This is a genomic window from Streptosporangium sp. H13245 (genome assembly GCF_055690525.1).
Map to the genome: position 1 here is coordinate 24,192 of NZ_JBSZKT010000055.1, position 14,181 is coordinate 38,372.

Below are 14,181 nucleotides of genomic sequence, written 5' to 3' on the forward strand. Positions count from 1 at the left end.
CGATCGCGCCTCATTCTACGTTTGTCGCAGAACGGAAGAAGGAAAGAAAACAACAAGACGAATGAGGTCGAAAATGTCTCGGTGGATTACCTGGGTCGCGAAAGTCACCGCCACTGCCGCGCTCTTCGCGCTCCCCCTGGCCGTCGTTCAGGGCACGGTCTCCGCGGCGGCGTCAATCGCCCACACCACCGGCGACAGCACATGGACCTGATGATTCGGAGGGCATTGCCGATAAAGCCGCCAACCGCTCCGTGATTCTCCGATAATCCTCGGAGCCGGTGTCGGCGCAACATTCCAGAGCACGATTCAACGCATCGAAGGCCGCGGGCTCGTCCCCTTTGAGGACGAACACCTCACCCAGCGCGGACAGCGCCCTGAACCGCCACAACCGGGTGTCCAGCTCGGTGGATATCTCAAGGGTCTCCAGCAGGTGGGCCACCGCCTCGTCGAACCGGCCGCACCGGGCGTGCAGCTGGCCGAAGGCCAGGTGGATCCGCGCCTCCACGAACCGCTCCCGCACCCCCTGGGCGATGACGAGTGCCTCGTCCAGGCTCTCCACCGCGGCGTCCGTCAGGTCCTGGCGGATCTGGATCTCCCCCAGCCCGCACAGGATGTACGCCTGCCCGATACCGTCCTGCCTCTTCCTGACCAGGGCGAGCGCGGCCCGCACGGTCGCCTCGGCCTCCACGGTCCGATCCTGGCGCAGCAGCGCCTCCCCCAGCCTGTTGAGGATCTGCGCCTGTCCCCGCTCGCTGCCCAGCCCGCGGAAGACCTCCAGCGCCTGCCTCAGCAGGGGCTCGGCGAGCTCCAGCCTGCCCAGGTCCACATGGACCTGGGCGATGCCGCCGAGCACGTGGGCCTCGGCGAAGTGGTCGCCGACCTCGGCGAAGATCCTCTTCGCGGTGAGGAACCCGTCGAGCGCCGCGTCGAACCGGCCCGCGAGCCGGTCGAGCAGCGAGATGTTGCGCAGCGCCAGCGCCATCCCGTACGGGTCCTCAAGCCTCTCGAACAGCTCGCGCGCCGCGCTCAGGCACTCGCCCGCCCGCTCCGGGACCTGCTGGAAGAGGTGCATGCTTCCCATCGAGCACAGGACCGCCGCCTCACCGCGCGTGTCACCCGCGCCGCGTACGGCGGCGAGGGCCGTCTCGTGGGTGGTACGCCAGTCGTCGAAGTAGCTGCGGACCTCGAAGAGGGTGGTGGCGGTGACGGCGAGGTCCCAGCACAGCTCGGACGCGCCGAGCCCCGCGGCCTGGGAGATCCCGGCGACGAGGGCGCCGCGCTCGGCGTCCAGCCAGTCGAGGGGCCGTTCCAGGAGCTCGTCGGCGTCGCCGGGCCGCCAGCGGGGCACCGAGCCGTGCAGCTGGGTGAAGGCGCCGCCGTACTCCCGCTGGTGTGCCTCCTCGGCGAGCGCGAGCCAGCAGCTCAGCGCCCGGGTGATCGCGGCGAGGCGGTCCTCGGCCGCCTCCTCGGCGTGGGCCCGCTCCCTGGCGTACAGCCTGACCAGGTCGTGGAAGCGGTAGCGGATCTGGTCGGCGCCGTCGTGGCCCAGTACCTCGACCAGCTGGGCGTCCACCAGCTGGTCGATCAGGTCCTCGGCGTCGAGGTCGTCGATGCCGAGCAGCGCCGCGCCCGCCCAGGAGGCGAAGTCGGGCGCCTCCAGCAGTCCCAGCCTGCGGAACATCAGCGCCGCCCGGGGGCTCAGGTCGCGGTAGCTGAGGGCGAAGCTGGCCCGTACGGTCAGCTGGCCGTAGCTCAGCTCGTCCAGGCGGCGGCGCTCGTCGGCGAGGCGCTTGGCCAGGCGGGCCGGGGTCCAGTACGAGCGGGCGGTGAGGCGCGCGCCCACGATCCGCAGCGCCAGCGGCAGCCCGTCGCACAGCTCGCCGAGCAGGGTGGCGGACTTGGGGTCCTCGTCCATCACCACGGAGTCGGCGACCCCGGAGAGCAGCGCGGCGGAGTCGGCCGAGCCCAGCACCTCCAGGTGGATCACGCTGGCCCCCTCCCTGGGGGCCAGGTCTCCCAGCGGGTCCCGGCTGGTCACGATCACGCAGCAGGTGCCCGAGCCGGGCAGCAGCGGCCTGACCTGGTCGATGGCGCGGGCGTTGTCCAGCACCAGCAGCACCTGGCGTTTGCCGATGACGGTGCGCAGCAGGCCCGCGCGCTCGTCCAGGTCCTCGGGGATGCGCTCGCCGCCGATGCCGAAGGCCCGCAGGAAGCGGTCCATCACCGCGCCGGGCGTCAGCGGCTGGGCGTTGAGGTCGTAGCCGCGCAGGTTCACGAAGAGCTGGCCGTCGGGGAAGCGGGAGGCGACCCGGTGCGCCCAGTGCACGGCGAGGCCCGACTTGCCGACCCCGCCCACCCCGGTGATGAGGGCGATGGTGAGCAGTCCCTGGCCGAGCCGTTTGTCCAGCAGGGCGTCCAGCTCGGCGATCTCGGTGGCCCTGCCGACGAAGTGCGGCACGTCCGCGGGCAGCTGCGCGGGCACCACCCCGTGCTCGACGTGGTTCGCCGCCGGGAGTTCGGCGGGAGCGGGCGCGGGCTCGGGTTCCGCGGCCGTCTCGGGGGCGGGCGCGGGGGTCCGGGCGGGTGGCGGCGCGGGCGCCGGGGTCAGGTCGGGGTCGTCGCGGAGGATGGCGTCGTGCAGCTCCTGCAGCTCGGTGCCGGGTTCGATGCCCAGCTCGTTGACCAGCTGCGTCCGCCCGATCCGGTACGTGTCGAGCGCCTCCGCCCTGCGCCCGCACCGGTATCTGGCCAGCATCAGCTGGGCGCGCAGCCGCTCGCGCAGCGGGTTGGCGTCGACGAAGACGGCGAGGTCGTCGATGAGCTCCCGGTGCCGGCCCAGGGCCAGCTCCAGCTGGACGCGCTCCTCGGTGAGCGTCAGCTGGCGGTCGTCCAGCCGTCGCGCCTCGGACTCGACGAACGCGCTCTCGATGCCCGCCAGGACCGGGCCGCGCCACAGGCCGCACGCCTCGGCGAACAGCCGGGCGGCACCGGCGAGGTCGCCCGCGCTCTCCGCGGACCGCGCCTGGGAGACGAGGCGCTCGGCGAGCAGGACGTCGACCTGCGACGGGTCGGCCTGCAGGACGTACCCGGGAGAGGAGGTGCCGAGCAGGTTCGCCGGCGCCCCCGCCTCCAGGAAGGCGCGGCGAAGCCCGGAGACGCAGATGACCACCTGGCTGCGGGCGGTGGGAGGTGGGCGCTCGCCCCAGATCGCGGTGGCGAGCAGGTCGACGGGAACGACCCGCCCCGCGCGCAGGATGAGCGTGGCGAGAATGATGCGCTGGCGTGACCCGCCGATCGAGACCCGTTGCTCACCTACCAGGACTTCAAGTGGACCGAGAACTCGAAACGACAGAGCAGTGTCCATGCGCCACCATCAGGAAGTGTTCGACTGCCCCTTACGCAGGGTGAATCATTTATTCGCGAAAAACACCATTTCAACAGCATTTGTCATGGCATGTCCAGTCTTTATCGTAAGAGCGTCCTCGTATACAGCCCCACTAGCGGGATTGTTGGGATTTTCACCGACCGGACGTCCGTATTCACGCCGAACGACGCGGCCGGAACCGCGTCGGCGCCGTCACCACTGTCACTATCACCACTGTCACCATCACCGCCGTCACCGCCACCGTTACCGCCGCCATCGTCATCACCGTCGTCACCGCCGTCACCGTTCGCCCGCCGGCGCGGATCCGGCGTCGGCCGACGCCCGCGGGCCGGGCGCCGATCCCCCCGCTCCGCCGCCCCTCACCAGCCTGGCGGCGCGCAGGCCCAGCCAGAACAGCACGGCCAGTACGGCGACCAGTAGGTACTCGATGGCGGGAATGCGGACGATCTCATCGATCCTGCCAGAACCTCGGGCGCCGTACACCGCCAGGACGGCTCCGGCATAAAGGGCGGCGAGGGCCCATCTGGTGGCGCGGGACAGCCCGAGGCCGTGCATCTGGGTGATCACGAAGATGCCGAGGAAACCGAACAGGAACATCGGCCACATGCCGTCGGGGCCGCTGTTCATCACCGCCACGAGGGTGCCGTGCACGGCGACGAGGAGCTCCAGCGTCGCGGTCCACCAGCGGTTGGTGTGCGCGCGGGTCATGAACAGGCTGCCCTGGAGCAGGAGCAGGAACATGTAGAAGAAGCCGATCAGGTGGCCGCTCGTGCTCTCCATGGGGTGGTACCAGAAGGTGTATATCGCGGCCCAGCTGAACAGGTAGCCGTGATACTTGCGGGCGAACCCCACCACCTCCGTGGAGATGGGGGCGGGACGCCCGGCGAACAGGCCGCGGCGGCCGTTCTCCATCAGCAGGACCACGACCAGCAGCAGGACCACCGACCCCTGCGAGCTGAAGATGGACACGTCCTGCGCGAGCCCGTCGTAGAACAGGTGGGTCTGCAGGGTGTGCAGGACGATGAAACCGAAGTTGACCGCCAGCGCCACGACGTTCACCCGGTGCAGTCCCGCGCTGTAGCGGCGGACCCTGGTCTGCGCGTAGTAGATCAGCCCCCAGACGGCGAGCTGGTGGGCCGCGTAGCCGAGCCACGCGGAGGCGCGGGTCCAGACGGTGGGTTCCGGCAGCTTCCAGTAGTACCAGGAGGCGCCCTGGTCGGGCAGCAGCCGGACGCCGTGCAGCCGCTGGCCCAGCAGCCAGACCAGCCCGGTGAGAACCGCGCTGGCCACGACCCCCAATAGAAGGGTACGACCGGCACTCGGGCGGCGAATATCGTTCAGCACACTGAGCATTATGCAGTTGCTCAGCTTGCTGAACAAATACCCGAACACATGCGATCGTCGATCTCCCCGTATCGAACATGTGATCTAAAACTCATGGAAAGCAGGCCCTGCCCAAGGTTACGATCTTGCTGTTCGCCGGCCGGGCCGACCGGTCGGCTCTCCACCCGGAACAGGGCGCGAAGACGCCCGCGACCACATGGGAGATCAAGCTTGAGACGTGCACTGATCGCGCTGGGCATCGGTCTGAGCGTGCTGGGCTCCACCGCCGTCGCACCGGCACAGGCCGCGAACGCGGTGATGGTCCGGCTGGCCTTCACCGCGCCGGAGGCCCAGCAGGTCGCGAGGTTCTGGTTCGCCGACGGGGCCGCCAACCTGAGGAACGCCACACCGTACGCCGTGCGGACGGCGACCGGCGGGGAACGCCTGCCCACGGACATCGTCCCGGCCGGTCCCCGGTTCTCCATACCGCCCCTGGAGGGACCGGCCGCGCCGGAGGGGGCGGCGCCCACGACCTTCGGCAAGGTGTTCTTCGTCGGCGGCGACCTCCAGCCGCACTGGTGCACCGGCACGGTCGTGCACTCGAGATACCGGAACGTCGTCGCGACGGCGGGCCACTGCCTGCTGGACACCGAGGCCCCGGCCGGTCCGCTCGACAAGTGGGTCTTCGTGCCCGCCTACTCCGAGGGCACCGCCCCGTACGGGCTGTACGTCGGGAAGGTGAGCTTCGTCCACCAGGACTTCGACGACATCCGCGACTACGACCGCGACCTCGCCTTCGTCAACGTGCACCGAGGTGTCGCCTCCCCCTCCCCGGACGCGCTGACCAACGTCGGGATGCTGGCCGAGAACGTCGGCGCCCAGGGGATCACGTTCAACCAGCCGCTCGCGCCCTCGGCCGACGTCTTCGGCTACCCCGCCGGTCCCCACCCCGACGGCGACCGGCCCTACACGGGCGAGACCCTCGAACGGTCGACCGGGCCGACGTTCGCGATGGGGGTCACCGGCCTCCCCATGGACCGGCCCGTCGGCGTGGACTCCCCGTTCACCGGTGAGGGCTCCCTCGGCTCCTCGTGGCTGACCGACTACACGGGCGACAGCCGTAGCGGCTATCTCAACGGCGTCACGGTCGGCGTCTCCGACACCGACGGCGACGGCCGCTACGACACCGGCGTCTCACCGTACTTCGACACCGAGCTGTGCCAGGTCTACCGGAAGGCCGAGGCCTTCTGGACCGGCGTCATCGCCTAGAAGGCCCCGTGCCCGCCGCGCTCACTCCAAGGGGTGGGCGCGGTGTCGTGGTCCAAGGGGGTCGCGACCACCGGCACCCCGCGCCCGGCCCGGCTCGGCATCCGGATCGACCCGGCGTCCGGATCGGCTCGGCCAGGAGGTCCCGCGGCCTTCGCGTCTGTGACAATGGGCGGGTGGCCGAGGGAAATGAGGACCGAGTCGCTCCGGATCCGCAGGCGATGCGCGCGGACATCCGTTCCTGGCCCACGGGCCGTCTGCTGTCGGTGGCCGCCCGCCTGGTCGAGGGGCGTTTCCACGACTTCCTCGCGGCGCACGACCTCACCCACGCGGGCCTGATCGCCCTGCACCACGTCGTCGACGGACGGCTGGCGCAGCGCGAGCTCGCGACGCTGTGCCGGGTGACCGACCAGACGATGAGCCGGACGATCGAGGGGCTGCACCGGGCCGGATACGTGGAGCGCGGCGGCGACGAGCGCGACCGGCGGCGCACCCTCATCGAGATCACTCCCGCGGGGCGGGAGGTGCTGGAGACCGCGCGCCGTGAGGAGCGCGGCTCCGAGGTCCTGCTGGGGGCGGTCGACGAGTACGACCACTTCCGCGAGCAACTGATCAAGTTGATCACGATCGTGTGAGGCACCCGCCGACCGCGGGGCACTACCTGGTGATGGTGAAGGTGTCCACGTCGAACAGCGAGCCGGAGCCGCCGCTGAAGGTCAGGAAGATCGGCCCCGACCCCGCGGTGAGGTTGGTGGTGACGGTCCTGAAGGTGTCCCAGCTACCGGTGTTGGGCACGGTCACCGTACCGAGCACCGTCCCGGTCTGCGAACCCGCGCGGACCCGGATGGTGCCACCGGCACCCGCCGAGGAGACGCGGGCGCTGAAGGTCTTCGCCCCGGAGGCGTTCACCGACGCGTACCCGGCCCAGTCGCCGTTGTCGATGTAGCCCACCGTCCTGCCGCCGCTGGCCGGGCCGTGGTTCGCCGGCTGCACGCCGAAGTTGGAGGTGTACGCCTCCCCCTCGACCGTGGTGGAACCGCCGCCGCCGGTCCTCGGGCTGCAGTCGGCCGCGACCTGTCCCGCCGCGTACCTGATGCCGCCGAGGAGCAGGCTGCGGAAGGCCGGCTCCGCGTAGGACTGGATGGTGTGGCCCAGACCCGTGTAGAACGAGCGGCCGGAACCCTGCGGGTGACACCAGGTGATGGGGTGGTCGCCGCTCATGGTGCCGCCGCTGTAGCTGCCCTCGTCGAGGGACTGCAGGACGCGCGCGGTGGAACGCGGGTTGGTGCGGTAGTTGTACCACTCGTCGCTGCGGCTCCAGGTGGCGCCGAGGTGGGAGGTGGCCGGGTGCGTGTTGTCCTCGGTCTTGACCGTCGCCTGCTGGATCGCGGGGTGGCCGCTGAACCAGGCGCCGACGAGCTGGCCGTAGTAGGCCCAGTCGTACTCGGTGTCGGCCGCCGCGTGCACGCCGAGGTAACCGCCGCCGCCGTTCACGTAGTTCTGGAACGCGGTCTGCTGGGTGGCGTTGAGGACGTCACCGGTGGTGCTGAGGAAGATCACGGCCTCGTACGTGGCCAGGTTGGACGCGGTGAAGGCGTTGGCGTCCTCGGTCGCGGTGACGGTGAAGCCGTTGGCGGTGCCCAGATCCCTGATGGTCTGGATGCCGGTCGGGATGGCGTCGTGGCGGAACCCGGCCGTCTTGGAGAAGACCAGCACCTCGTACGGGGCGGCGGCCTGGGCGGTCGCCGGGACGAGCACGGTCGCGGCCGCCATCGTGGCCACCGCGGCCGTCGCCAGCCCGCGTGCGATGAAACTACGCATCGCTGTCCTTTCGTATGCGGAAAGATCCCCGGCGCGGCGGGAGACCGCCGCGCCGGGGATTCGTCACTACTTGGTGATGGTGAGGGTGTCGACGTCCAGCAGGGCGCCGGCGCCGCCGGTGAAGGTCAGGAAGATCGATCCTGAGCCCGTCCCGGTGAGGTTGGTGGTGACGTTCTGGAAGGTGTCCCAGCTACCGGTGTTGGGCACGGCCACCGAGCCGAGCACCGTCCCGGTCTGCGAACCCGCGCGGATCTGGATGGTGCCGCCGGGGCCGCCCGAGGAGACGCGGGCGGTGAAGGTCTTCGCCCCCGGCGCGGTCAGCGTGGAGTACCCGGCCCAGTCGCCGTTGTCGATGTAGCCCATGGTGGTGCCGCCGCTGGCCCCGGCGTGGGCGGCCGGCTGCACGCCGGAGTTGGAGGTGTAGGCCTCCCCCTCGACCGTCGTGCTGCCACCGCCGGTGCCGCCGGTGTTCAGGGTGAAGGCGTCGAGGTCGAAGAGGTTGCCCTGACCGGTGACGCCCTTGAAGACCAGGAACAGCGTGGTGGTGCCCGAGGGGGCGTTGCTCAGGTTCGCCGAGACGTTCTGGAAGGTCTCCCAGCCGCCGGTGACCGGCACGGTGACCGTACCGAGGAGCGTGCCGGTGGCCGAGCCCGCCCTCACCTCAAGCGTTCCGCCGACACCGCCGGAGGAGACGCGGGCGGTGATGGAGGTCGCGTTGCCGAGCGCGTACGGCGTGAAGGAGATCCAGTCGCCGTTGTCGATGAACCCGGCGGTCTTGGCGCCCTCGGCGGGGCCGTGCTCGGCGATCTGGATGCCCGACTGGGCGCCGAAGTGCTCGGCCTGGCGGTGGCGCGGCTGCAGGGTGCGGGTGTTCTCGGTGGTGAGACCGCCCTTGTCGGTGTAGCTGGCGACGAAGACGCCGTAGATGTTGGCGGCGCTGTCGTGCTCACCGTCGGTCGGGACCGTGATGGTTCCCGAGCAGCCGTTCTTGCTGGTGATCTCGTGCGCGTGGCTGTCGTGGCCGAGGAGGTAGGTGACCTTGACCTTGGTGCAGTCGATGGTCCCGTCCTCGGGGTCGCTCACGTTGACCTGGAAGGGCACCGTGTCGCCGAAGGAGAACAGCTGCCCGTTGACGGGCTGGGCGAGGTTCACCGTGGGCGCGGTGTTGCCGACCGTGATGGTCACGTTCGCGGTGCCGGTCAGCCCGCCCGAGTCCCTGACGGTCAGCGTCGCGGTGTAGGTGCCGTTGGCCGTGTAGGTGTAGGTGGGGTTGGCCGCGGTGGAGGTGGCTCCGTTGCCGAAGTTCCACGAGTAGGTCAGCGCGCCGCCCTCGGGGTCGGAGCTACCGGCCGAGGAGAAGGTGACGGCGAGCGGAGCGGCCCCGGAGGTCTTGTTCGCGGCGGCCTTGGCGATCGGGTTGCGGTTGGTCCCGGCGATGTACTCGACCCGGTAGAGGGCCTGGTTGCCGGAGCCGGTGCCGTAGTCGAGCACGTACAGGGCGCCGTCGGGGCCGAAGGTCAGGTCCATGACCTGGGTGCCGGTCCACGGGAAGGCCTCGATCACGCCGGGCGCGCCGGAGGAGGTGACCTCGATGGCCTTGATCCAGCGGCGGCCGTACTCGGCGGCGAAGAAGCGGCCGTTGAGCGAGGCGGGGAACTTGATGGACGAGTTCAGGGCCGCGTCGTAGCGGTAGACCGGGCCGCCCATCGGCGACTCGGAGCCGCCGCCGAACTCCGGCGGGGAGCCCTCGAAGCCGTAGCGGATCCAGCTGGGCTTGGCCGCGGGCAGGGTGGGCAGGCCGGTGTTGCGGAACGAGTTGTTCGTCGGGCCGCCGGCGCAGTTGTACTTCGCCTGGGACGGTCCGGACGGGAAGGTGTACTCGTTGTACGTCTCGTTCGTGGTGTTCGTACCGGTGCAGTACGGCCAGCCGTAGTTGCCGGGGCCGGTGATGCGGTTGAACTCCACCTGGCCGCCGGGGCCGCGGTTGGCGTCGGCGCCACCGGCGTCCGGGCCGTAGTCGCCCAGGTAGACGATGCCGGTGGCCTTGTCGACCGACATGCGGAACGGGTTGCGGAAGCCCATCGCGTAGATCTCGGGACGGGTCCTGGCCGTGCCGGGGGCGAACATGTTGCCGCTGGGGATGGTGTAGGTCCCGTTGGCCTGCGGCTTGATGCGGAGCACCTTGCCGCGCAGGTCGTTGGTGTTGCCCGAGGAACGCTGCGCGTCGAACTGCGGGTTGCGGTCGGTGCGCTCGTCGATGGGGGTGTACGAGTTCGACTCGAACGGGTTGGTGTCATCGCCCGTGGTCAGGTACAGGTTCCCGGCCGCGTCGAAGTCGATGTCACCACCCACGTGGCAGCACTGGCCACGGTCGTTGGGCACCTCCAGCACGATCTTCTCGCTGGCCATGTCCAGGGTGTTGTCGGCCTTGAGGGTGAAGCGGGACAGATTCAGGTGTCCCTTCCACTGCTCGAAGGTCGCCGCGCTGCCGCTGGTGGGCGCGTCACCGCCGGGGGTGGACAGCTTCGGCGAGTAGTACACGTACACGAAGCGGTTGGTGGCGAAGGCCGGGTCCGCGGCGATGCCCTGCAACCCCTCCTCGTCGTGCGTGTAGACGTCGAGCTTTCCGGCGGTCGCGGTGGCTCCGGCGGCGGTCGTACGGCGGATTGTGCCGTCACGCGCCGTGTGCAGGATCGACCTGTCGGGCAGCACCGTCAGCGACATGGCCTCGCCGAGCTCGCTCGGGCCGGTGGCCAGGGAGACCTGCTGGTAGTCGGAGGCCGGGATGTCGGCCACCGCGCGGGCCGCCGCGCCGGTGGCCGATCCGGTGGCCGCGGAGGCCGACGATCCGATGGCCGCGGAGGCCGACGGGCCGGTGGCCGCGGCGCCGGTGGTGATGAGCAGGGCTGCGGTCAGCAGCCTGGCCCACGGCCGAGGGCGTGGGGACATTGAGGGTCCTTTCCTGACTTGGGGGGATCAGTCAGGCAAGGCGCGCGCCGCCGCGCTTATGCCGCCGGCGACGCTGTCGCGCGTCGCCGGTGATACCGGGTTTGTTCGTGCGGTGGTGCGATGGTGCGGTAGTGCGCGCGGACCCGGAGGGTGCCGTCTCCGGGAAGCAGAACTGCGAGAACAACGGTGCCTGAAGAACTAACAGTCTGCTTTTTTCGCGACTCGATGTACGAGTTACAGATTTTTAACACGCAAGCAACTTCCTGTAAACCCCCTGTCAGAGCTTCCCAGGTCAGTCCCCTGATGCGGGAGTGCCGCCCGGCCACGCCCGGGATCCAAGGGACTCCGGGCGCCGGATCGGTGATCGTTCGCCCCTCAGGGTGAAAACATGCAAAAAAGGGGTAGATCGGGCATGGTGACCGAAGACAACTGGTTCCTCGACCGCGAGGAGCGTGGCAACCCGGCGTCCCGGATCGACACCCGGCACGACAGCGGGACCGCCTGGTCGCACGGCAACGCCGTGCGGCCCATCCCGCACGGCACGCCCTACTTCACCGAGCTGCTCGCCCGCGTCCGCGAGCTGCGCTCGGGGGACCTGCTGATGTTCACCGACTGGCGCGGCGACCCCGGGGAGCGGCTGGACGGCCCCGGCACCGAGGTCGCCGACGTGTTCGCCGAGGCCGCCCGGCGCGGCGTCGTGGTCAAGGGCCTCCTGTGGCGCTCGCACTGGGACAAACTCCTCTTCAGCGCCGAGGAGAACCGCCACCTCGGCGACGCCATCGAGGCGGCGGGCGGCGAGTGCCTGCGCGACATGCGCGTACCCCCCGGGGGCTCCCACCACCAGAAGCTCGTGGTGCTGCGCCACCGCGACGACCCCCGGCGCGACATCGCGTTCGTCGGCGGCATCGACCTGTGCCGGAGCCGCCGCGACGACTCCTCCCACGAGGGCGACGAGCAGGCCGCGCCCATGGCCAAGGTGTACGGCAGCCGCCCGCCCTGGCACGACGTGCAGGCCGCCATCCAGGGACCGGCCGTCGGCGACGTCGAGGCCGTCTTCAGGGAGCGCTGGGAGGACCCCCAGCCACTGACCCGCAACCCCGTGCACCGCGTCGCCGACCTGGTCAGACGCGAGGACACCCGGCCGGACCCGCTGCCCCCGCAGCCGCCCGACCCGCCCCCCTGCGGCCCGCACGCCGTACAGCTCCTGCGCACCTACGCCCACCGCAGGACCCGCTACTCCTTCGCGCCGCGCGGAGAGCGCAGCGTCGCCCGCGGCTACCTCAAGGCCCTGCGCCGCGCCCGCAGCCTGATCTACATCGAGGACCAGTACCTGTGGTCGCCCCAGGTCGCCGAGTCCTTCGCCGAGGCACTGAGGGCCAACCCGGAACTGAGGATGATCAGCGTCCTGCCGCTCCACCCCGACCAGGACGGCCTGATCAGCGGCGTACCGCAGATCCTGGGCCGCAACCAGGCGCTCGCCGTCCTGAAGCGCGCGGGCGGCGACCGGGTCGCGGTCTACGGGGTCGAGAACCGGGAGGGCACCCCGGTGTACGTCCACGCCAAGGTCTGCGTCATCGACGACGTGTGGTCGACCATCGGCTCCGACAACTTCAACCGGCGCTCCTGGACCTACGACTCCGAGCTGACCTGCGCGGTGCTCGACGAGACCCCCGACGGCCGCGAGCCCCTCGACCCCGGAGGGCTCGGCGACGGCGCCCGCCGCCTGCCCAGGGACCTGCGGCTCACCCTCGCCCGCGAACACCTCGACCGTCCCGGCAACTCCGGCACGGACCGGCCCGGCAACCGGCACGGAGACCCCGGCACGGACCGGCACGAAGGCTCCGGTTCGGATCGGCACGAAGGCTTCGACCGACACGGAGACTCCGGCGCGGACCCGCTCGGCAAGCGGCGCGAGGACTCCGGCGCGGACCCGCTCGACGGCCCGCGCGGGGACTCCGACGCGGACCTGCTCGACCCCGCCTCCTTCTTCGACGCCTTCGCCTCCTCGGCGGCGGAGCTCGAACGCTGGTACGCGGAGGGTCGCCAGGGCCCCCGCCCGCCGGGACGGCTCCGCGCGTACGAGGTGCCTCAGATGTCCCCGTGGGCCACCGCCTGGGCCACCCCGTTCTACCGGTTCCTCTGCGACCCCGACGGCCGCCCCCGCGCCATGCGCCGCGCCGGAGAATACTGACGGTATACGGCTAGGGCAGGCCGTTCCTGTTCTTGTAGTCGTTCCAGACCCGCACGCAGTAGGCGTGGCGCCAGTCCCCCGAGGGCAGGTGACGGCAGGCGTAGGAGGCGCCGATGCCGGTGCTCCCGCCACCGGCCGACGGCCCGCTCCTGGAGGCCGGGGGCGACGACGACCCGGTGGCCGGTGCGCCCGTCCTGCCCGCCCGGGGCCGCGACCCGCTCTCCCGCGTCCCGGAGCGGGATCGTCCCGCCGTCCCGGCGCCCCCGGCGTCCCCGCGCGTGCTCCCGTCGGCGCTTCCACGGGTGTTCCCGCGAGTGTTCTCCGCCCCCCGCCCGGCGCTTCCGGTCGCCCGCCTGGCGCCGGTCTCCGGTGAGGCGGCCCCCGTCCCGCCCGGTGCGGCGGCGGTCCCCGTGGAGCCGCCCTCGCGGTGCCGCCCGGCCCGCTCGACCGGCTTGACCGGCTTCTTGACAGGCTTGGCACGCTCCACCCGCTCGACCCACTCGTCCCGGGTGTTTCCCCCGGCGGCGGAAAGGGCGCGTTCGGCCGGGAGCACCCGCACCGGGTCACGGCCCGGGGCCTTCCGCTCCCCGCCGGATCCCTTCCCGCTCTCGGGAGCCCGCCGTTTCCCGGCCGGGGCCTTCGCGTCCCTCCCGGCCGCCACCGGGGCCCGCGAGGGGGTGACCACCGCGTCGCGCCCCGAGAGGAGGCGTTCCCCGGGAGACGCGGGCGACGTGTCGGCGGTGGGCACCCCGTCCCACGGGGACCAGCCGGACGACCAGACGCCGACTCCCGCGGCGGCGAGGAACCCGGCGATCAGCGCGGGCCTCAGGAGCTGCTCGCGCGAGAGCCGCGACCACGGCCGCCGCCACGGGCTGGGAGGCGGGGGCATGGAGAACGGCCTGCTGTCGAGGTAGGTCCGGGAGCGGCGGAGCGGCGGAAACGCGACGGTGTCGCCGGTCTCCTCGTCCTTTCGATGCCGCGCGGGCCCGCGCGGCGACGGCGCCTCCTCCCCCTGCCACTCATCAGGCCATTCCGGATGAATCGACTCCAGCGGAATCGTCGGCCCCACGGGCGTCCGGGACTCCGGAGGCCACACGGGTCGCGAAGGTCCGGCGGACTCCGGAGGCCGTGCGGGTCGCGCGGGTCGTACGGGGCGCGGAGGGGCGGCGGGCTCCGGTGGCGCCGAGGGGCTCGGGAGCCCGGCGGCGTGCGAAGGGTCGGCGGGCGGCGGCGGGGGGCCGGTGGG

The 14,181-nt window shown here is 71.3% G+C and carries 8 protein-coding genes; 3 read left to right on the plus strand and 5 right to left on the minus strand.

The window, feature by feature from the left end; translation table 11 throughout:
* Window positions 1-172: 172 nt before the first annotated feature.
* The gene (locus ACW9TB_RS37665) at window positions 173-3,364 is read right to left on the minus strand and encodes an AfsR/SARP family transcriptional regulator (RefSeq protein ID WP_472752901.1); all 3,192 of its coding nucleotides are present in this window, start codon (window positions 3,362-3,364) and stop codon (window positions 173-175) included.
* 300 nt (window positions 3,365-3,664) lie between these two features.
* Complete coding sequence (locus tag ACW9TB_RS37670) at window positions 3,665-4,675, minus strand: hypothetical protein (protein WP_472752902.1); 1,011 nt, start codon at window positions 4,673-4,675, stop codon at window positions 3,665-3,667.
* 264 nt (window positions 4,676-4,939) lie between these two features.
* Here ACW9TB_RS37670 and ACW9TB_RS37675 point away from each other — a divergent pair, with 264 nt between their 5' ends.
* Together ACW9TB_RS37675 and ACW9TB_RS37680 are read left to right on the plus strand one after the other, a co-directional pair.
* Window positions 4,940-5,977, plus strand: coding sequence for a trypsin-like serine peptidase (locus ACW9TB_RS37675; RefSeq protein ID WP_472752903.1), 1,038 nt, complete (start codon window positions 4,940-4,942; stop codon window positions 5,975-5,977).
* A gap of 218 nt (window positions 5,978-6,195) precedes the next feature.
* Window positions 6,196-6,609, plus strand: a complete 414-nt coding sequence (locus ACW9TB_RS37680) for a MarR family winged helix-turn-helix transcriptional regulator (RefSeq protein ID WP_472752904.1) — start codon at window positions 6,196-6,198, stop codon at window positions 6,607-6,609.
* 22 nt (window positions 6,610-6,631) lie between these two features.
* Here ACW9TB_RS37680 and ACW9TB_RS37685 read toward each other — a convergent pair whose 3' ends face one another.
* Together ACW9TB_RS37685 and ACW9TB_RS37690 are read right to left on the minus strand one after the other, a co-directional pair.
* Entirely contained in the window at window positions 6,632-7,795 is a 1,164-nt protein-coding gene (locus ACW9TB_RS37685; protein WP_472752905.1) for a ThuA domain-containing protein, read from the minus strand.
* Window positions 7,796-7,861: 66 nt separating this feature from the next.
* Window positions 7,862-10,744 carry a carbohydrate-binding protein gene (locus ACW9TB_RS37690; RefSeq protein ID WP_472752906.1) on the minus strand — a complete coding sequence of 961 codons (2,883 nt, stop codon included), beginning with the start codon at window positions 10,742-10,744 and terminating at the stop codon, window positions 7,862-7,864.
* 412 nt (window positions 10,745-11,156) lie between these two features.
* Here ACW9TB_RS37690 and ACW9TB_RS37695 point away from each other — a divergent pair, with 412 nt between their 5' ends.
* Window positions 11,157-12,935 (plus strand): phospholipase D family protein, encoded by a 1,779-nt coding sequence (locus ACW9TB_RS37695; protein ID WP_472752907.1) that lies wholly within the window; start codon window positions 11,157-11,159, stop codon window positions 12,933-12,935.
* 10 nt (window positions 12,936-12,945) lie between these two features.
* On the opposite strand, the gene ACW9TB_RS37700 is transcribed toward ACW9TB_RS37695, so the two are convergent.
* A complete protein-coding gene (locus ACW9TB_RS37700) occupies window positions 12,946-14,004 on the minus strand; it encodes a hypothetical protein (protein ID WP_472752908.1) in 1,059 nt (352 codons plus the stop codon).
* Between the last annotated feature and the right edge of the window lie 177 nt (window positions 14,005-14,181).